The organism is Qipengyuania sp. (assembly GCF_965277845.1).
Classification (GTDB): domain Bacteria; phylum Pseudomonadota; class Alphaproteobacteria; order Sphingomonadales; family Sphingomonadaceae; genus Qipengyuania.
Window position 1 is genome coordinate 1,438,655 of sequence record NZ_OZ255844.1, and the last position, 17,316, is coordinate 1,455,970.

Below are 17,316 nucleotides of genomic sequence, written 5' to 3' on the forward strand. Positions count from 1 at the left end.
TTGGTCGCTCGAAAACGTCGGTTCGTCGTTCAGCATTGCCGCCGGACTCGCGGCTCGTCTAAAGGGCGCGCTTGCGCATGACCTTGCCCCCCTTCCCCGATGGAACGCTCGACGGCGACCGGCATCTTTATGCCGTGCGCGTCTATTACGAGGATACCGACCTCTCGGGCATCACCTATCACGCCAATTACCTGCGCTGGTTCGAGCGCGCGCGGAGCGATTTGCTGCGTCGGCTGGAGATCGACCAGCGCGCGGCGATCGAGGCAGGCGAGGGCGCCTATGCGGTATCGGAGATAAATCTGAAGTATCTGCGCCCCGCGCGGCTCGACGACGATGTGCTGATCGAGACTCGCTGCACCGATATGCGCGCTGCCTCCTGCCGGATGCACCAGCTTGCGTTCAGGTTGGCGGGTGAAGAGCGCGACCTTCTGGCCGAGGCACATTTGCGCGTCGGCTTCGTTTCACCCGATGGCCGGCCCAAGCGCCAGCCGGAGGAATGGCGCGCGGCCTTCGCGCGGTTTGTCGGGCAAGGGGATTCATGAGCTCGCTGTCACTTCTCGCCGCCGGGGCACCGACCCGGCTCGATCCGATCCAGCTTTTCCTCGACGCCGATATCGTCGTCCAGCTGGTCATGGCCGGGCTGCTGGTCGCCAGCATCTGGGTGTGGATGATCATCGTCAGTTTCAGCCTGCGGATGAAGAAGCTGCGCAGCCGGACGATCGATTACGAGAACGAGTTCTGGCAGGCGGAAAACTTCGACCGCTTCACTTCCGAACGGGGTAATAAAGACATCCCCGCCGCACGCGTGGCGCAGGCGGCGGTGGCCGAATATCGCCGCTCGACCAAGACCACCGTCCGCGACCCGGAGGCGCTGCGCGGCCGGATTGCGGTGGCCATGGACAGCCAGATCGCGCTCGAGGCGGACGTTATCGCCGAGCGGCTGAACTTCCTCGCCACGGTCGGCTCGGTTGCACCATTTGTGGGGCTGTTCGGAACCGTCTGGGGCATCATGAACAGCTTCTTCCAGATCGGTGCGCAGGAAAGCTCCTCGCTCGCGGTCGTCGCCCCCGGCATTTCCGAAGCGCTCTTCGCGACCGCCATCGGTCTGTTCGCGGCCATTCCGGCGGTGATCGCCTACAACCGTTTCAGCCACCGGGTCGATCGCTACGAAGCGCGCCTGCAGCGTTTCGCCGACAAGCTCAACGCGACCTTCAGCCGCCAGCTGGAAGCGCGCTAGTGTTCGCGTCGACCTTGCCTGCCCGCGCCCCCACCCGGCCGCCCACGGCACGGCATGATGCGGGGGGCCGGGTGGGGGCGCGGGCCGGTGCCGAAAGCCTCCCGAAGGGAGAACGGTAATGGCGATGAGCCTCGCCTCTTCGAGCGGGACACGGCGCGGGCGTGGCAAGCGTCGCCGTCCGATGAGCGAAATCAACGTTACGCCCTTTGTCGACGTGATGCTGGTTCTGCTGATCATCTTCATGGTCACCGCCCCGCTGCTGACGGCAGGCGTGCCGATCGACCTGCCCGACAGCCGCGCTTCGCAACTGCCCAACGACCCACAGCAGGTGACGATCAGCATCGACGAGGCCGGCTTCGTCTATATCGACGATGTCGAGGTACCCGTCGGTGGCCTTCCGCAGGCGCTCGAAAGCTTGCCGCGGACCGATGGTGAGGGCCCCGATATCACGCTGCGTGCCGATCGCGCGCTCGATTACGGGCGCGTGATGGCGGTGATGGGCGAATTGAACCGTGCCGGGCTCAACCGGATTTCGCTGATCACCAACAGTGCTGCACCCACATCGCTCAACGCCGGTTCATCCGGCGAGGAATAGGTGTCGGGCCATGGAGAGGTTAGGCATCAGGGCAGAGGAGCGGACCGGACTGATCGTCGCGGTCGCGCTGCATCTTGCACTGTTCGCCCTGCTGATCGTGCAGGGGCTGTTCCCGGCCCCGGTGATCGATCCGCCGCAACGGATGACCGTCAGCCTGGCTGAAGATGTCGGGCTCACCGCGACCGCGCCCGACCCGGTCGCCGAAAGCCGTGCCTCGACGGCGCCGACCATGGATCTCAACCCGGCCCCCGCGCCCGAGCAGGAGGCACCGAACCCGCCGCAGGTCGAGCGTCCCGCGCCGCAAGTCCAGTCTCCGGTGCCCGCATCCAACTCGGCTGCCGACACCCGTCCGCGTCGCCGCCCCGATCCCCCGCGCACGCAAAGCCAGCCGCAAAGCAGTCAGCGCAGCGGAGGCTCGCGCCTGGGCGACAACTTCCTCGAAGGCGCAGGCGACAGCACACGCACGAGCGAAACGCGCATCCCGGCCTCGCAAATCGGTAACAGCGCCAAGGCATCGCTCTTCCAGGCGGTCGCCCGGCAGCTGCGCCCGCACTGGCAGCCGCCGAGCGGGCCCGAGGTCGAGAAGATCGTTACCAAAGTTCGTTTCCGCCTCAATCCCGACGGCACGCTCGCCGGTGCGCCAAGCGTTGCGGGGCAGCGCGGCGTAAACGCCACCAACCGCGCGCAGGCGGGGCGTCATGGCGAACAGGCCATCCGTGCGGTACAACTGGCCGCCCCCTTCGACTTGCCTGACGAGTATTACGAGGCATGGAAACTCATCACCGTGGATTTCGACTGGAGATTGGCCCAGTGAAGTATGTTCTGATTGCCGCCGCGGCATTCCTCGCCGCGCCCCTCTCCGCCCAGAATGAGGATCTCGGTCAGCCGATACCCGAAGGTGGAGAAGTCGAGATCATCGATGAGGGCGAGGGCCTTTCGGGCTCGGTCAGCTTCGAGGGCAATCTCGACGATCTCGGTATCGCCATTCCCGGCTTCGCCACCGACCGTGACGTTGCCACACCCGCCAACTCCTCGGGCACCGCGGCGCTGGGCATGGAGCTTGCGCGTGTTATTACCGCCGATCTCAGGAACAACGGGTTGTTCAAGCCGACCGGCCCCGATGCGCTGCCGCAGCCCTCGTTCGGCGAAATCACCGCGCCCAATTGGCCGACCTGGTCGAACCGCGGCGCGGAAATGCTCGTTCACGGCTATGTCCGCGGGCGCAGCGACAATCGCCTGACGGTCGGTTGCTATCTCTACGACATGGCGTTGCAACAGGAGCTGGTGCGCGAAGGCTGGGTGGTCCAGCCCGCCGACTGGCGCCGCGCGGCGCATAAATGCGCCGACCTCATCTATTCGCGCCTGACCGGCGAGAGCCCGTTCTTCGACAGCCGTATCGCCTATATCGCCGAGACCGGGCCGAAGGATAACCGTTCGAAGCGGCTGGCGATCATGGATAGCGACGGCGCCAACCACCGGTTCATCACCACCGGCCGTTCGACCGCGCTGACGCCGCGCTATTCGCCCGATTACCGCAAGCTGTCCTATTTGAGCTATGTCGACGGCAATCCGCGCATCTATGTCTACGACATCGGCACCGGCCGTCAGACGCTGGTGACGCAGAGCGCCAATCCCACCTTCGCGCCGCGCTGGAGCCCCGATGGGCGCTGGCTGCTCTATTCGATGGCGGTCAATGGCAATACCGACATCTACCGCGTTTCCGCCAGCGGTGGCGAGCCGGTCAGGCTGACCGATACGCCGGGCATCGACATCGGCGGGTCCTATTCGCCCGATGGCAGCCGGATCGTGTTTGAAAGCGATCGGTCGGGTGCGCAGCAGTGCTACGTCATGAACGCCGACGGTTCCAACCAGCGACGCATCAGCTTCGGCGGAAGCCGCTGCGCAACGCCCGAGTGGAGTCCGCGCGGCGACCAGATCGCTTTCACCAATGCCAGCTCGTTCAACATTTCGGTGATGACGCCGTCGGGCGGCAGTGTCCGCACGCTGACCAATGGCTGGCAGGACGAAGCGCCGACCTGGGCGCCCAACGGGCGGATCATCCAGTTCTTCCGCACGGAGCGCAACAGCGGCAAGACTTCGCTCTGGCAGGTCGACCTGACCGGTGAGAATCTGCGGCAGCTGCCAACGCCGGTCGATGCATCGGACCCGGCATGGGGACCGATTCTGCCGTAATTGCATTGGACTACACAGGGACGAATTCGGGGGGCAAAACCGACTTCACCACGCTGTTTGAAAGGGGACAGCCTATGAATACCCGTGTTGCTACCGGCCTGATGCTTGCATCGACCATTGCGCTTGCTGCCTGCCAGAAGAAGGCTCCCGAAGAGCTTCCGCCGCCGCCGGTCGAAACGGCCCCGGCACCCGCGCCGGCGCCGACAGGCCCAGCGGTGGGTTCGCAGCAGCATTTCGTCGACGCGGTCGGGCAGGCCAACACGGTGGTCTATTTCGACACCGACAGGTTCAATATCGACGCCGAAGACCAGATGAAGCTGCAGCGCCAGGCGCAGTATTTCAGCCAGTATTCGCAGGTGACCTTCACGATTGAGGGGCATTGCGACGAACGCGGCACGCGCGAATACAACCTCGCGCTGGGCGAACGCCGTGCCAATGCGGCGAAGAACTACCTCGTCTCGATCGGCATTCCCGCTAACCGCATTCGTACCGTGAGCTACGGCAAGGAACGCCCGGTGGCGCTGGGTTCGAACGAATCGGCCTGGGCCCAGAACCGTCGCGCTGCAACCGTCACGATCAACTGATCGACTGATCAAAGCAAAAGGGCTCCCCGATCGCGGGGAGCCCTTTTTTGCGCCCGTGATCGGCGAGGCGAATGCCTAGCGCGTGGCCGAATAGCTCGCCATCGAAGTTGTGCCAGTCCGGCTGTCGCCCTGTTCGAGAGACAAACTGCCATGCCCAGCCACGAGTGCGAATGCCGCCATGGACAGGACGGCGGCGGTGGCGGAAAATGTCAGTTGCTTGCTCATGGTCGCTCTCATGGGTGGTGGTCCTAGGGCCGATATATTAACGCTTCACTGCATTGCAACATTTCAAATTGAAACTGGTTCCCGCACGCTTGCACCTTTCGTCCGCCGGCCTAGATTGTGCCCCATGCTTTCCTGTGACATGAAATTCTTGCGTTATGCCTAAGGCACGCCGCTCCAACGACTGGGGCTTCCCCCGGTGGCGCGGTTACGGTTCCTCGCGCGAAACGACGACCGTGCGCCTGTGCGACAGGCATGGCTGCGAAGAACCCGGCGACTGTCCCGCGCCCAAGGCGCCCAACAGCCCCGAGCGCTGGATGTTCTGCCAAAAGCATGCTGCCGAATACAACCGTAAATGGGACTATTTCGAAGGGCTCGACAAGGCCGAGAAGGAAGCGCGCACCAAGGCCGAGCAGAGCGAGAATGCCGGCTATGCCGAGGCTCAGCACTATGGCTGGAGCGGTAGCGGTGACGGTTCGCGCAGCGCCGACGAGATGCGCGCGTTAGAGGTGCTCGACCTCGATGCCGATGTGGAATTCTCCGTAATCAAGAAAACATGGCGCGCGAAGGCCAAGACGGTCCATCCCGATGTAAAGCCGGGCGACAAGGAAGCGGCCGCGGAGTTCCAGAAATTCCAGCTTGCCTATGAAGTGCTCAAGGCCGCCGAAGAGCGGCGCGAGTGGAAGGGCTGAGCTCCACTCTATTTCGCTTTGGTGTCGATTGCCGAAGGCGGATTGTCGTTCCACCAGGGCACGTCGGTGAAGGGGCGCACGTCGAGTTCGTGAGTCCAGCAATTGCGCGGCTGGTGCGCCAAGTGCCAATAGGTTTCGGCGAGCGTGGCCGGATCGATTACCCCGTCCTCTCCCTTCGCTTCCTTGTAGGCTTCGAAGCGGTCGCCGAGCAGCTTGCCCAGCGTGTCGGGCGCATCGACCGAACCATCGACCACCACATGCGCGACATGCAGGCCCTGCGGGGCGAATTCGGCATTGAGCGTCTGGCACAGCATCCGCCGCGCGCCCATCGCCGCAGCATGGCTGTGCTGCCCGGCATTGCCACGCACCGCGGCGGTTGCCGAAGTCACGAGGATCGTCCCGCTCCCGCGCCCCACCATATGCGGCGTGACAGCGTGGGCGAGGCGAAACAAGCCGAAGCACCCAAGCCGCCAACCCAGCTCGAACGCGCGATGCGGCGTGTGGGCCAGCGTCCGGTTCCCGATCTGCGCTCCGAGGTTGTAGAGCACCGTTTCGATCGGCCCGATATCGCGCTCGACCCGCTCGACCAGTTGCTCGATCGTCCCGTCCGCTGCCGCATCGAGCAGCATTCCGCTCGCCTTGCCGCCCTCATCCTCGATCGTGCCGACCAGCCTGGCCAGCCCTTCCTCGTCCGAGCGCCGCGCTAGGACGGCGTGATATCCTCCGCGAGCGAAACGCGCAGCGGCATGGCCGCCGATCCCCGCGCCCGCGCCGATCACCAGAAAAACCTTGTCCGCCATATTCGCCTCCTTACAGGCGCGCGACGATAGCCCTTGCCAGCTTGTCGCCCAAACCCGGGCCCTGCTCGGGATAGAGATAGGGCTCGATCGCCTCTGCCTCCATAACCGCCAGTTCGCCCGTCGGGAGCCGTGCCATGTCGATCCGGGAATAGAGCAGATCGTCAAAGGGCAGGGAGGCAATGACGGCGCGGGCCTTCGCCAGGTCTCGCGGTTCGGGAGCATAGTCGCATTCATAGCCGCCATAGAGCGATTGGATGCGGTAATCGCCTTCGCCCGCGCGCTTGAGCACGCCGTGGCTGAAGCTGCCATCGATGAAGACGAAAGTGTACTCGCCTTCCTCGACGACACTCTGCAGGAAGGGCTGAATGAGGCAGGGGCGGCCCATCGACCAGCCTTCGTCGGGCAGCGCCTCGCGGGTAAAGCTGTGCTGGCCGAGCCCGCCTGCGCCAACCTGCCGTTTGATGACCACGCGATCGGTCTCGAACTGGGCCATTGCCGCCAGCACCCCCGCCCGATCGATGTTGTCCCGCCAAAGTGTCGGAACCGTGGTCGCCCCGCGCCGGTCGAGTTCTTCGAGATAGCGCTTGTCGGCATTCCAGCGGACCACCTCGGGCGGGTTGCAGACGTCGATGCCGCGCCTCGCGAGCGCCTCCAGCTTTTCGAGGAACTCCTCCGGGTGGTCCTGATAGTCCCACGCGGTGCCGAGCAGCGTCAGGGCGATCCCCTCGAACTCCGCCAGCGGCGCGCGCCAGTCGATCTCCACCAGCTCGAGCCCCGCCGCTTCGAAGGCAGGACGCAGCGCTGCAACCTCGATATCGTGTTCGAACGCATCTCCCCGGCGCGGCCCGTCGCCGGGGAGCGTATCGGCACAGGCGAGAAAGCCGATCTTGGTCAGACCGCCTCCAGAGCCTGTTCGAAGTCGGCGATCAGGTCGTCCGCGTCCTCGATGCCGATCGAGATGCGCACGAGGTTGTCGCTGATACCCAGCTCCGCACGGCGGCATTCGGCGACCGAGAGGTGGGTCATCGAGGCCGGGTGGCTTGCCAGCGTCTCGGTGCCGCCGAGGCTGACCGCGAGCTTGGCGATCTTGAGCGCATCGAGGAAGCGGAAGCATTCCGCCTCGCCCCCCTTCAGAAGCAGCGAGAAGGTGCTGCCCGCGCCCTTGCAGTGGCGGTCGTAGATATCCTGCTGGCGTTCGTCCTTGATCATGCCGAGATAGCCGAGGCCTTCGACCTTCGGATGCTTCGCCAGGAATTGGCAGACCTTCTCCGCATTCTCACCCGCGCGCTGCATGCGCAGTTCGACGGTTTCGAGGCTGCGGCACAGCATCCAGGCCGTATTGGGATCGCAGATGCCGCCCATCGTGTTGCGCAGCATGCGGATGGCGTCGATGAAGCGTTTCTTGCCCGAGACGCTCCCCGCAACGAGATCCGAGTGGCCGCCGACATATTTGGTCAGCGAGTAGACCACGAGGTCGGCGCCATGGTCCAAAGGGCGCTGCCACAGGGGCCCCAGGAAGGTGTTGTCGATCGCGATCGAGCATTTGTCGGCGTCGAAATGCGCATCGCGGGCATCGCGGACCGCCTCGATATCCACCAGTGCGTTGGTCGGGTTGCCCGGACTTTCGAGGTAGATCATCGGCACTTCGCCGCCCTGCTCCTCGGCCTTGGCCTTGGCGCGGGTCATGACTTCGTCGAGCTGTTCACGGCTGGCGCCGGCCGGGAAGTCGATGAAGGTCACGCCGAACTTGGCCATGGTCTTGGCGATGAAGCCTTCCGACGCGGCATAGAGCGGGCCCGAATGGACGATCACGTCGCCCGCCTTGCAGGCTGCAAGCAGCAGCACGGCAATCGCGGTCATGCCGCTGGAAAAGGACAGCGCTTCTTCCGCGCCGTCCCACACGGCCAGCCGATCTTCGAGGATTTCCTGGTTGGGCGCGTTGAAGCGCGAATAGACGAGGCCGTCGGCGCCGCCCGGACGCTTGCCGGTGATGCCTTCGAAGTGGCGCTTGCCGTCGGCTGCGCTGGGGAAGGCGAAGGTCGAGGTGAGGAAGATCGGCGCCTTGAGGCTGCCTTCCGACAGTGTCGGATCGTAGCCATGACCCATCATCAGCGTGCTGGGTTTCAGCTCGCGGCCATTGATCTTGGTGACTTCGCGCTTGGGGGCCATGCGCGGGGTGGTGGGATCGATATCGTTGTCGCTCATGGGGAGGACATCCTTCCTGACTCACGCTCCCAGGAAGGCGGGAGCCGGATGGACTGGCCGGGGCGCCCGTTCCTAACCTCCGCAGGAACGCCTCTCCGCCGCCAGTGCTTTCGGCCGTGATCCATATTTCGGTGCGATGTTGGTTTCAACTGCGACGAAGCCCGCGCGAGGGAACACACGGAACATGGTCCTGGAGTAGGAATAGCTGAGTCCGCGAGATGGGGAGCGATTTGGCGGATCGGTGCGGCGCGGGCAGCGGCGTTTCCCTACAATACTCGGTGTGGCTTTCCGCTTTAAACAGGATCGGCGCACGACTTGGGGGGATAATGGACGATCCGTTTCAAATGCAGCGGGAACTGCGCTACGGGGCGCCCGTCTGCGATCAAGTCATGACCGGGCGCCACTTCACCATCGGCTATTCGTGGTATTTCCGGCAGGCCAAATGGACGCTCGAGATCATCAATCGCGACCGACGATTGATCAACGAGATCGAGCTGGAGGACCGGCTCGACAATTTTCGCGCCGACACCCGTGTGCCCAAACGGTTCCGGGCCGGCCTCAACGCCTATCGCGGCAGCGGGTTCGACCGTGGCCATCTGGTGTCGAGTGCCAATCAGGATCTCGAAAACATCCAGAACAGCGAAACCTTTCTTCTGTCGAACATGTCGCCCCAGCATCCCGACTTCAATCGCCGCAAGTGGCGCGAACTCGAACAGGAGATTCGCCGGCTCGACGCGCGCGAAGACGTGCTCGAAACCTATGTGCTGACTTGCCCCATTTTCTATTTCGGCGAGACTGTTGAAACGATCGGCGCCGATCAGGAGAATTTCGGCATCGACGTCCCGGTACCGCATGCCTTCATGAAGAGCGTGCTCGCGGAAACAATATCCGGGCGGCTCAAGCTGTGGACCTTCGAGATGATGAACGAGAGGCTCGAAGGCGATCTCGGCGATTATCTGGTCAAGACCTACGATGCGGAACAGATCGTCGGCGGTCGCTTCTGGGATCGGGTCGCAGGCGGCGACATGCACGAAGCGAAGGGCGGAGAGGGCAAGATCGAAGCGATGTGGCCCGCCGATCCGACCGCGCGCTTCATTGGCTTACGTTAGCGCCGCGATCCCCCAGACCATTGCGACGATCAGGAATATTCCGACGATGTCGAGCAATAATCCGGCTTTCACCATGCGTGCGATCCGGATGTGACCGGTCGACCAGGCAATCGCGTTGGGTCCGGTCCCGGCAGGTAACATGAACCCCCAGCTCGCGGCCAGCGCGGCGGGCATCGCCAGCAGGATCGGATCGACGCCCAGCGCGACGACCAGCGCCGCGACCACCGGGATGATCCCGCTGGCGGTCGCGACATTGCTGGCGAATTCGGTGATCAGCACGACCATCGCAACCACTGCCAGGGCGACCAGCACCAGCGGCCACGCCTCGAGCGGCAGGAGGGCATTGCCGAGCCATTCGGCCAGTCCGCTCGCGCTCATACCCGCCGCCAGCGCCAGCCCGCCGCCGAACATCATGATCACGCCCCAGGGCGCGCGGTCGGCCTCTTTCCAGATCAGCAGCGGGCGGCCGGTGCCGTCCGGCAGCAGGAACAGGACAAGGCTGGCGATGATCGCGATCGTGCCGTCGGTCCACGATCCTTCCGGCAAATAGGGCGCGAAGATCAGGCGCGTCATCCATGCGAGGAAGGTAAGGCCGACGACGACCATCAACCTGCGCTCTGCCGAACCCATCGGCGCCTCGTTCGCCACCGCCGCGCGCGCGGCTCCGACATCGAAGGGATGGGCGGCGACCTGCTGAACACGCGAGACGAGAAAAGCGGCCAGCGGCACGCCGACAATGACGATCGGCAGGCCATAGAGCGTCCATTCGGCAAAGCTGATCTGCGTTCCGATCATCGTCTCGAGCAGGCCCACGGCAATCGCATTGGTCGGCGATCCGACCAGCGTGCCGAGCCCGCCGACGCTTGCGGCAAAGGCGATACCCATCGGCAGTGCGCCCGCGAGCCCCTCGCGCTCGTCCGCCGCGACACCGCCGCCCGCGAGAACTGCAAGCGCCATCGGCATCATGATGAGCGCGGTCGAGGTATTCGAGATCAGCATCGACAGGATCGCCGCGGCGATCATGAAGGCCAGCAGCAAACCCGTTTGTCCGCCGCGCCCACCGATCGCATTGAGAATGGCCAAAGCAAGCCGCCGGTGAAGTCCGGTGCGTTCGATCGCAAGTGCGATGAAGGCCCCGCCCAGCAGGAGGAACAGGATCGGCGAATAATAGGCGCTGGCCGTATCGCGCGCGTTCATCACTCCCGCAAACGGCAGCACGATGAAGGGCATCAGGGCAGTCGCAGTGAGCGGCAGTGCCTCGGTCATCCACCAGGCTGCCATCAGCACGACCAAGCCGGCGACGATAAATGCCTCGCGGTTCATTCCGTCGGGCGCCGGCAGGAAAATACTCGCCAGCAGCGCAAGCGCGCCCATCAGAAATCCCATCCGTTTGGCTGTCATGTCGCCGCGGTCCCGCTCACGCTTCGGTGCTACCAGTCGCCTTTTGCAAGGGCAATCTTTGCCTTGTCGGATTCTCCTGCCTCGATTAATTAACTGTATTATGTGAATCATACAGGAGAGGAATCCGTGATCCGATCGATCTCTATGCTCGCGGCTGCATCGCTCGTCGCGCTGTCCACCCCCGCGCTTGCGCAGACGTACGAAAGTCACGCCATGACCGAAGAGGCTCAGGCAAAGACCTACACCGCGCGCCAGTTCTTCGAGTCGACCAGCTACGGCGTTGGTTCCTCCAGTGGGTTCAGCTTTTCGCCCGATGGAACGTATGTGCTGGTGAACTCCGATGCGACTGGCGTATTCAACGCATACAAGGTCCCAGTGGCCGGCGGCGATCCTGTTCCGCTAACCACATCGAGCACCAATGCGACCTTCGGGGTGAGCTTTTTCCCCACCGATCTGCGGCTGCTCTTCAGTGCCGACGAAGGTGGAGACGAACTCAACCACCTCTTCGTTATGCATGAAGATGGCACGGTCACCGATCTGACGCCGGGTGAAGAGGTGAAAGCAGGCTTCGTCGGATGGCAGGCCGATGGCAAGACTTTCTACGTGACCACGAACGAACGCGATTCCGCCGCTTTCGACCTCTACGCCTATGACGCATCGACCTACGAGCGTAAGCTGATCTTCACCAACACCGGCGCTTTCTCGATCGACGATGTCTCGCCCGACGGGCGCTGGGTGGCGCTATCGAAAGCGCTTTCGAGTGCCAACAGCGACCTTTATCTCGCAGATTTGTCGGTGGCCAAGGTCGAACCCAAGCTTATTACTCCGCACGAAGGCGATGTGAGCTACGGTGCCTACACCTTCACCCGCGACAGTTCCGCGCTGATCTATGCGACCAACGAACACGGTGAGTTCAGTCAGGCTTGGCGCTACGAACTCGCGAGCGGAGAAAAGTCGCCGGTGGTCGAAGCGGACTGGGATGTGTCCTTCGTTCAATATTCCCCAAGCGGCCGGTATCGCGTCAGTGCCATCAACGAGGATGCCTTGACAGCGGTCACCATGCTCGATCGATCGAGCGGCGAGGTCATCACTATCGAGGGCTTGCCAGAGGGCAGTCTCGGCTCGGTACGCTTCGATCCGGCGGAGACACGCATCGCCTTCACGCTAACTTCGGATACATCGCCGACCGATATTTATATCGCCGATCTCGCCAGTGGGAAGGCGACTCGCCTGACCCATGCGCTCAACCCGGCGATTGACGAGAATGATCTCGTCACCGCCACAGTGGCGCGCTTCCATAGCTACGACGGTCTGGAAATTCCTGGCATCCTCTACCGCCCCAAAAGCGCGAGCGCGGCCAATGCCGTACCGGCGATCGTACTCGTCCACGGAGGGCCGGGCGGACAGAGCACGCGCGGTTACAGCGCCATGATCCAGCATCTCGTGAACAACGGTTATGCGGTCTACGCGATAAACAATCGCGGCTCCTCGGGCTATGGTAAGACCTTCTTCCACCTGGACGACAAGAAGCATGGCGATGTCGATCTCAAAGACGTGGTCGCCTCCAAGACGTTTCTCCAGAGCCTCGATTGGGTCGCGGACGACCGAATTGCGGTCATGGGTGGGAGCTATGGCGGCTACATGACGGCCGCGGCGCTGGCCTTCCATCCTGAAGTGTTCGATGCAGGCATCAATATCTTCGGCGTCACCAACTGGGTTCGTACGCTGAAATCGATCCCGGCATGGTGGGGCAGTTTTCGCGACGCTCTCTATGACGAGATGGGCGATCCGGCGAATGATGAGGAACGCCACCGCGCGATTTCGCCGCTGTTCCATGCCGACAATATCACCAAGCCTATGCTGGTGGTGCAGGGCGCGAACGATCCGCGCGTGCTGCAGGTCGAAAGCGATGAGCTGGTCGCTGCGGTCAGGGCCAGCGGCGTGCCGGTCGAATATGTACTCTTCCCCGACGAAGGCCATGGTTTCCGCCGGCGTGAGAACCGCATCACCGCATCGGAAGCTTATCTGAAGTTCCTAGACAAACATATCGGGCGCTGATCGCAGCAGCAGCAAAGGAAAAGGGCGACCCGTCGTGGGCCGCCCTTTCACTATCTGCCGATCGGTCGGGGCCTACTTGGGCGCGAGCACCATGATCATCTGGCGGCCTTCGAGACGTGGGAAGGCCTCGACCTTAGCGATTTCCTCCACATCGTCGCGGACGCGGTTGAGCAGGTCCATGCCGAGCTGTTGGTGGGCCATTTCACGACCGCGGAAGCGCAGCGTGCACTTCACCTTGTCGCCATTCTCGATGAACTTCACGACATTGCGCATCTTCACGTCGTAATCGTGCGTGTCGATGTTCGGGCGCATCTTGACCTCTTTGATTTCCTGGGTCTTCTGCGTCTTGCGCGCGAGGTTCGCCTTCTTCTGCGCCTCGTAGCGATATTTGCCGACATCGAGGAACTTGCACACCGGCGGGTCCGCATTGGGGGACACTTCGACGAGGTTGAGGCCGACTTCCTGGGCCTGCTCGACAGCTTCGCGGGTGAACATAACGCCGAGGTTTTCGCCTTCGTGATCGATCACGCGGACCTTCGGCACATTGATCATGTTATCGTAGCGCGGACCGCTTTTCACGGGCATTTGCATGCTGCGCCGGGGTGGACGGGCTATGGGGTATTCTCCTTGATTCTGCCTGTTTCGAGGTGGCTATGTAGGGAGAAATCGGGGAAATCGGAAGGGGGTAGGGGGAAATAGTGGAACCGCGGTGGCTTTGCAGGTTTTTGCTTTTCGAACCGACCTCCGTCGGTTCTTGCAACTGGAAATTACGCTGCGCGGTTCCACAGGTTGAAACGCGCCAGTTTGCCCTTTGCCGGCACCACGGCGTCGATCCGCTCGGCCGGCTGCAGCGCTTTCAGGATCGCCGGGTCGGCAGCATTCATCCCTCCTGTGAAGGCGCCGAAGGCGGGCAGGATCATGCGGCCCGAGGGCTTCCCGTCCGGCCCGTCATTGGCGCTCACCACTGCGCAGGGGCGTCGGATCATTCTCTGGCGGACCTTCAGTTGCAGGCGAGGGTGGTAGTGGCCGGAGAGTTCGGGGCGGGTTTCGCCTGCCTTGGCCTGGTGGCGCAGGATAACGCCCCCAATTTCCAGTTCCTCGGCCAGCGTGCCGCCCCAATGCGCTTCTTTGGGCGCCTCCATTTCGGGATCGTGATTACCGGTGATCCACACCCAGTCGACCGCGCGCGTCAGCGCGTCGAGCATACCCGAGGCGTGCGGCTCCAATCGCGTCGAGCCATCCGAATCGTGGAAATTGTCGCCCAGCGTGATGACTCGCCTTGCGCCCGTTTCGCGGATGGCGAGCGCCACGCGCTCGAGCGTCTCGCGGCTGTCGTAGGGCGGGATCATTTGCCCGTGACGCGCGAAGAAGCTGCCTTTTTCCAGATGCAGGTCGGCGACCAGTAACGCGCGCTCGCGCGGCCAGTAGATCGCACGGCCCTCGGTCAGGAGCCATTCTTCGCCTGCGAACGAAAGGGGAACCATGGCTCGCTATTGCCGTAGCGAAACGGGGATGGCAAGGCTCGTCGCATGACCGACTGGACTCAGCAGACCGATACCGCCCGCACCTGGTTCGAAACCCTGCGCGATCGCATCTGCGCCGAGTTCGAGGCGATCGAGCGCGAGGTCGAGTCCGAGGCTGCATTCGTCTTTACCCCCTGGCAACGCGAGGAAGAGGGCAATGCGGATCCCGGCGGGGGTGTGCAGGGCCTGATGAAGGGCACGGTGTTCGAGAAGGTCGGCGTCAATGTCTCGACCGTGAAGGGCAATTTCAGCCCCGAATTCGCCGGGCAGGTCAACGGCGCGAGCGCGGAGAATCCCGGCTTTACCGCCACCGGCATCAGCCTGGTCGCGCACATGGCCAATCCCCATGTGCCCGCCGTGCACATGAACACCCGCTTCCTGACCACCGGCAAGGCATGGTTCGGCGGCGGTGCGGATCTCAACCCGCCGATCCCCTACGAGCAGGATACCGAGGATTTCCACGCCCGCTTCCGCGCCGCCTGCTCGGCGCACAACCCGACCTATTACGAGCGCTTCAAGAAGTGGGCGGACGACTATTTCTACATTCCCCATCGCGGCGTGCATCGCGGGGTGGGCGGGATCTTCTACGACCACCTCGAATGCGAAGACGGAGCGGCTTTCGAACGCAATCTCGCCTTCACCAAGGATGTCGGAGAGGCCTTCCTCGACATCTTCCCCAAGCTGGTCCGCCGCCGGATGGAGAGCGAGTTCACGCCCGAGGACAAGCAGACCCAGCTCGAATGGCGCGGCCGCTACGCCGAATTCAATCTGGTCTACGACCGCGGCACGCTGTTCGGCCTCAAGACGGGCGGCAATATCGACGCCATCCTGATGAGCCTGCCGCCCGAAGCGGTGTGGAGCTGAGTTTAGGTAATCAGCGCAGTGCAAGGACGCTCGGAGCGACATCACTACATTCCGCAGTTTTGGATTAGCCGCTGGGGCGATGAGAGAGGCTTTGTTAAGCGGTACCGGAAATTTGGAGCGAAACTCGACGTCCTTTCAAAATCACCCAAGTCCGTGGGATACTTTGATCGTCTTTATGACCTCCCGGAGGGGATGCGTCAGGATACAAGTTTGGAGGAACTTTTCTTTAAGCCGCTGGATGATCGAACCTCGAAGGTATTCAATCTCCTAGATAACCATCCTCAACCCCACCTGTCGGGTGAGGAGACGGCCACTTTGGCGATCTTCATAATATCGTTATTGCACCGAGGTCCCGACAGCCTTGTCGCAGCGAAGGTAGCTGGATCCGAGCATTTCGAAGTCGCACGCCGTGAGGTGAGGCAAAGGTATGCGGAACTGCGGGAAGAAGGTGATCCTGCGACTTTTGAGGAATTTGAAGCGGAAGAAGCTTACAACGCAGCTGACCATGCGTTCTATCGCAGCTTCGTGAAGCTGATGGTCAACGAGAACGTGATTGATTTCATGGCTCGGATGCATTGGCGCAAGGTGACGCGCGATTCTGTCGCTCCTTCATTGTTGCTTTCTGATGACCCTCTCTTGCGGACCAACGGCTTTGCAAAGGCCGACGGTCACTTCGCATTCCCTCTCTCGCCAGAAGCGATGATCCTTGCTTTCTACGAGGAAGAATTTGCGTCCGAAGTGATGCGCCAGAGTGTGAAGCAATTATTCGTGTCAATGAATATGCAGACCGTTGGGGCCGCAAGGCACTTTGTGGTTGCGCGCGATGAGAAGCAAACTCGTTTCATTCGCAATAGGTTCGGATTGACCCCGAGACCACCCTTCGGTGAACAGATGCAAGGACGCGCCGGAAAAGGGCCTAACTAATCACTCCACCGGCGCGTAGACGCGCACCCAGTCGACCAGCATCTCGACCTCGCCGCGCTTCACCGCTTCGACCGTCTCCTGCGGGATGCCGTTATAGGGTTCTTCGATCCGGTTGGTTTTGAACGGATAGGCCCCGCCCATGGCAAAGTTGAGGATCAGGTACTTCTCGTTGTCGAAGCGCCAGTCGCCGTAGTTTTCGACCATGGGACGAGTGACGCGATAGTGGACGTGGCCGTCGATCAGGAAATCGATCTGCTCGTCGGTCCACTCGACGGCATAGGTGTGCCAGGCGGTCACATCGACGCCCTCGGGGAAGAAGAACTTGTTCACGATCGGCGTCTCGCCCGAATAGCCCGGGCCGTGCAGTGCCACGCCGATCCAGTCCTTCTCGCCGACATATTCCATGATGTCGATTTCGCCGGTGCCGGGCCAAGCGTCATTGCCGAGCAGCCAGAATGCAGGCCATACGCCGACATTGTCGGGCATTTTGATGCGTGCTTCGGCGCGGCCGTGCATGAAGTCGAATTTCCCACGGCTTTCGATCCGGCCCGATACGAAGGGGGCGTCGCGCTCCGGCTTGGGATCCGCACCCGGCTTGAAAACCGGTCGCAGCACCAGCACGCCGCCCTCGGCCCCTTCGACGCCGGTCTGGAAGGCTATTGTCGACGGATCGTCGATATAGGCCTGCTGCTCATTGTTGACCCAGAAATCGGTGCCGATCACGATCCACTTGTCGCGATCCAGCACCCCACCGTCGAACTCATCGGCAAACAGTAGGTCGCGCTCCGGCGCAAGCGCTTCGGCGAGCGCGGCTCCGGCATTGGCCGATTGCGCCTGTGCCGCCACGGGCATGGCGAATGCCAAGACCGCGGTAAAAGTGACTGCGACGGTACGTATCATGGTACTCTC

Annotated in this window: 19 protein-coding genes; 11 read left to right on the plus strand and 8 right to left on the minus strand. The window is 62.7% G+C overall.

From position 1 onward, the window contains the following. The first annotated feature begins 77 nt into the window (after positions 1-77). The 6 genes from ACQY4G_RS07120 (at position 78) to pal (ending at position 4,609) form a co-directional block, all read left to right on the plus strand. Positions 78-542: a YbgC/FadM family acyl-CoA thioesterase gene (locus ACQY4G_RS07120; protein ID WP_421989793.1), complete on the plus strand. Its 465-nt coding sequence runs from the start codon at positions 78-80 to the stop codon at positions 540-542. Beyond that, on the plus strand, positions 539-1,237 hold the full coding sequence (tolQ, locus tag ACQY4G_RS07125; RefSeq protein ID WP_421989795.1) for a protein TolQ: 699 nt from the start codon (positions 539-541) through the stop codon (positions 1,235-1,237). Before ACQY4G_RS07120 ends, tolQ begins: the two co-directional genes overlap by 4 nt. A gap of 118 nt (positions 1,238-1,355) precedes the next feature. Next, positions 1,356-1,832 carry an ExbD/TolR family protein gene (locus tag ACQY4G_RS07130; RefSeq protein ID WP_421989797.1) on the plus strand — a complete coding sequence of 159 codons (477 nt, stop codon included), beginning with the start codon at positions 1,356-1,358 and terminating at the stop codon, positions 1,830-1,832. Between the two features lie 10 nt (positions 1,833-1,842). After that, entirely contained in the window at positions 1,843-2,646 is an 804-nt protein-coding gene (locus tag ACQY4G_RS07135; protein WP_421989799.1) for an energy transducer TonB, read from the plus strand. After that, positions 2,643-4,025 (plus strand): Tol-Pal system beta propeller repeat protein TolB, encoded by a 1,383-nt coding sequence (gene tolB, locus ACQY4G_RS07140; RefSeq protein WP_291167899.1) that lies wholly within the window; start codon positions 2,643-2,645, stop codon positions 4,023-4,025. The genes ACQY4G_RS07135 and tolB overlap by 4 nt, the downstream gene beginning before the upstream one ends. Positions 4,026-4,099: 74 nt before the next feature. Continuing rightward, a complete protein-coding gene (gene pal, locus ACQY4G_RS07145; protein WP_067693289.1) occupies positions 4,100-4,609 on the plus strand; it encodes a peptidoglycan-associated lipoprotein Pal in 510 nt (169 codons plus the stop codon). 75 nt (positions 4,610-4,684) lie between these two features. Here pal and ACQY4G_RS07150 read toward each other — a convergent pair whose 3' ends face one another. Further along, on the minus strand, positions 4,685-4,846 hold the full coding sequence (locus ACQY4G_RS07150; RefSeq protein ID WP_425061733.1) for a hypothetical protein: 162 nt from the start codon (positions 4,844-4,846) through the stop codon (positions 4,685-4,687). A gap of 143 nt (positions 4,847-4,989) precedes the next feature. Here ACQY4G_RS07150 and ACQY4G_RS07155 point away from each other — a divergent pair, with 143 nt between their 5' ends. Further along, the gene (locus ACQY4G_RS07155) at positions 4,990-5,523 is read left to right on the plus strand and encodes a J domain-containing protein (protein WP_421989803.1); all 534 of its coding nucleotides are present in this window, start codon (positions 4,990-4,992) and stop codon (positions 5,521-5,523) included. A gap of 8 nt (positions 5,524-5,531) precedes the next feature. On the opposite strand, the gene ACQY4G_RS07160 is transcribed toward ACQY4G_RS07155, so the two are convergent. The 3 genes from ACQY4G_RS07160 to ACQY4G_RS07170 all read right to left on the minus strand — a co-directional run bounded on the left by ACQY4G_RS07160 (position 5,532) and on the right by ACQY4G_RS07170 (position 8,528). Then, entirely contained in the window at positions 5,532-6,323 is a 792-nt protein-coding gene (locus tag ACQY4G_RS07160; RefSeq protein WP_421989805.1) for an SDR family NAD(P)-dependent oxidoreductase, read from the minus strand. A 10-nt stretch (positions 6,324-6,333) separates the two neighbouring features. Continuing rightward, on the minus strand, positions 6,334-7,086 hold the full coding sequence (locus ACQY4G_RS07165) for an ATP-grasp domain-containing protein (RefSeq protein ID WP_421989807.1): 753 nt from the start codon (positions 7,084-7,086) through the stop codon (positions 6,334-6,336). A gap of 128 nt (positions 7,087-7,214) precedes the next feature. Continuing rightward, a complete protein-coding gene (locus tag ACQY4G_RS07170) occupies positions 7,215-8,528 on the minus strand; it encodes a cystathionine gamma-synthase family protein (RefSeq protein WP_421989809.1) in 1,314 nt (437 codons plus the stop codon). A 326-nt stretch (positions 8,529-8,854) separates the two neighbouring features. Here ACQY4G_RS07170 and ACQY4G_RS07175 point away from each other — a divergent pair, with 326 nt between their 5' ends. Further along, complete coding sequence (locus ACQY4G_RS07175; RefSeq protein WP_421989811.1) at positions 8,855-9,637, plus strand: DNA/RNA non-specific endonuclease; 783 nt, start codon at positions 8,855-8,857, stop codon at positions 9,635-9,637. On the opposite strand, the gene ACQY4G_RS07180 is transcribed toward ACQY4G_RS07175, so the two are convergent. Then, positions 9,629-11,038 carry an SLC13 family permease gene (locus ACQY4G_RS07180; protein WP_421989813.1) on the minus strand — a complete coding sequence of 470 codons (1,410 nt, stop codon included), beginning with the start codon at positions 11,036-11,038 and terminating at the stop codon, positions 9,629-9,631. The two genes, ACQY4G_RS07175 and ACQY4G_RS07180, sit on opposite strands and share 9 nt — an antisense overlap. Before the next feature lie 126 nt (positions 11,039-11,164). On the opposite strand from ACQY4G_RS07180, the gene ACQY4G_RS07185 reads away from it, so the two are divergent. Continuing rightward, positions 11,165-13,096: a S9 family peptidase gene (locus ACQY4G_RS07185; protein ID WP_421989815.1), complete on the plus strand. Its 1,932-nt coding sequence runs from the start codon at positions 11,165-11,167 to the stop codon at positions 13,094-13,096. A gap of 72 nt (positions 13,097-13,168) precedes the next feature. Here ACQY4G_RS07185 and infC read toward each other — a convergent pair whose 3' ends face one another. Then, entirely contained in the window at positions 13,169-13,687 is a 519-nt protein-coding gene (gene infC / locus ACQY4G_RS07190; RefSeq protein ID WP_083508276.1) for a translation initiation factor IF-3, read from the minus strand. A gap of 176 nt (positions 13,688-13,863) precedes the next feature. Beyond that, entirely contained in the window at positions 13,864-14,580 is a 717-nt protein-coding gene (gene pdeM, locus ACQY4G_RS07195; RefSeq protein ID WP_421989817.1) for a ligase-associated DNA damage response endonuclease PdeM, read from the minus strand. 45 nt (positions 14,581-14,625) lie between these two features. Between pdeM and hemF the strand changes: the two genes are divergently transcribed. Both hemF and ACQY4G_RS07205 read left to right on the plus strand, forming a co-directional pair. Next, the gene (gene hemF / locus ACQY4G_RS07200; protein ID WP_421989819.1) at positions 14,626-15,483 is read left to right on the plus strand and encodes an oxygen-dependent coproporphyrinogen oxidase; all 858 of its coding nucleotides are present in this window, start codon (positions 14,626-14,628) and stop codon (positions 15,481-15,483) included. Between the two features lie 18 nt (positions 15,484-15,501). Beyond that, complete coding sequence (locus ACQY4G_RS07205) at positions 15,502-16,407, plus strand: DUF4238 domain-containing protein (protein WP_421989821.1); 906 nt, start codon at positions 15,502-15,504, stop codon at positions 16,405-16,407. Here ACQY4G_RS07205 and ACQY4G_RS07210 read toward each other — a convergent pair whose 3' ends face one another. Then, positions 16,408-17,307 (minus strand): glycoside hydrolase family 16 protein, encoded by a 900-nt coding sequence (locus ACQY4G_RS07210; protein ID WP_421989823.1) that lies wholly within the window; start codon positions 17,305-17,307, stop codon positions 16,408-16,410. Between the last annotated feature and the right edge of the window lie 9 nt (positions 17,308-17,316).

Coding starts and splice junctions, on each gene's coding strand:
- ACQY4G_RS07180 (WP_421989813.1), bottom strand. CDS start 11,038: ATGACAGCCAAACGGATGGGATTTCTGATGGGCGCGCTTGCGCTGCTG.
- ACQY4G_RS07170 (WP_421989809.1), bottom strand. CDS start 8,528: ATGAGCGACAACGATATCGATCCCACCACCCCGCGCATGGCCCCCAAG.
- ACQY4G_RS07135 (WP_421989799.1), top strand. CDS start 1,843: ATGGAGAGGTTAGGCATCAGGGCAGAGGAGCGGACCGGACTGATCGTC.
- ACQY4G_RS07210 (WP_421989823.1), bottom strand. CDS start 17,307: ATGATACGTACCGTCGCAGTCACTTTTACCGCGGTCTTGGCATTCGCC.
- ACQY4G_RS07130 (WP_421989797.1), top strand. CDS start 1,356: ATGGCGATGAGCCTCGCCTCTTCGAGCGGGACACGGCGCGGGCGTGGC.
- ACQY4G_RS07175 (WP_421989811.1), top strand. CDS start 8,855: ATGGACGATCCGTTTCAAATGCAGCGGGAACTGCGCTACGGGGCGCCC.
- infC (WP_083508276.1), bottom strand. CDS start 13,687: ATGCAAATGCCCGTGAAAAGCGGTCCGCGCTACGATAACATGATCAAT.
- ACQY4G_RS07155 (WP_421989803.1), top strand. CDS start 4,990: ATGCCTAAGGCACGCCGCTCCAACGACTGGGGCTTCCCCCGGTGGCGC.
- ACQY4G_RS07150 (WP_425061733.1), bottom strand. CDS start 4,846: ATGAGAGCGACCATGAGCAAGCAACTGACATTTTCCGCCACCGCCGCC.
- pdeM (WP_421989817.1), bottom strand. CDS start 14,580: ATGGTTCCCCTTTCGTTCGCAGGCGAAGAATGGCTCCTGACCGAGGGC.
- hemF (WP_421989819.1), top strand. CDS start 14,626: ATGACCGACTGGACTCAGCAGACCGATACCGCCCGCACCTGGTTCGAA.
- tolQ (WP_421989795.1), top strand. CDS start 539: ATGAGCTCGCTGTCACTTCTCGCCGCCGGGGCACCGACCCGGCTCGAT.
- pal (WP_067693289.1), top strand. CDS start 4,100: ATGAATACCCGTGTTGCTACCGGCCTGATGCTTGCATCGACCATTGCG.
- ACQY4G_RS07120 (WP_421989793.1), top strand. CDS start 78: ATGACCTTGCCCCCCTTCCCCGATGGAACGCTCGACGGCGACCGGCAT.
- ACQY4G_RS07160 (WP_421989805.1), bottom strand. CDS start 6,323: ATGGCGGACAAGGTTTTTCTGGTGATCGGCGCGGGCGCGGGGATCGGC.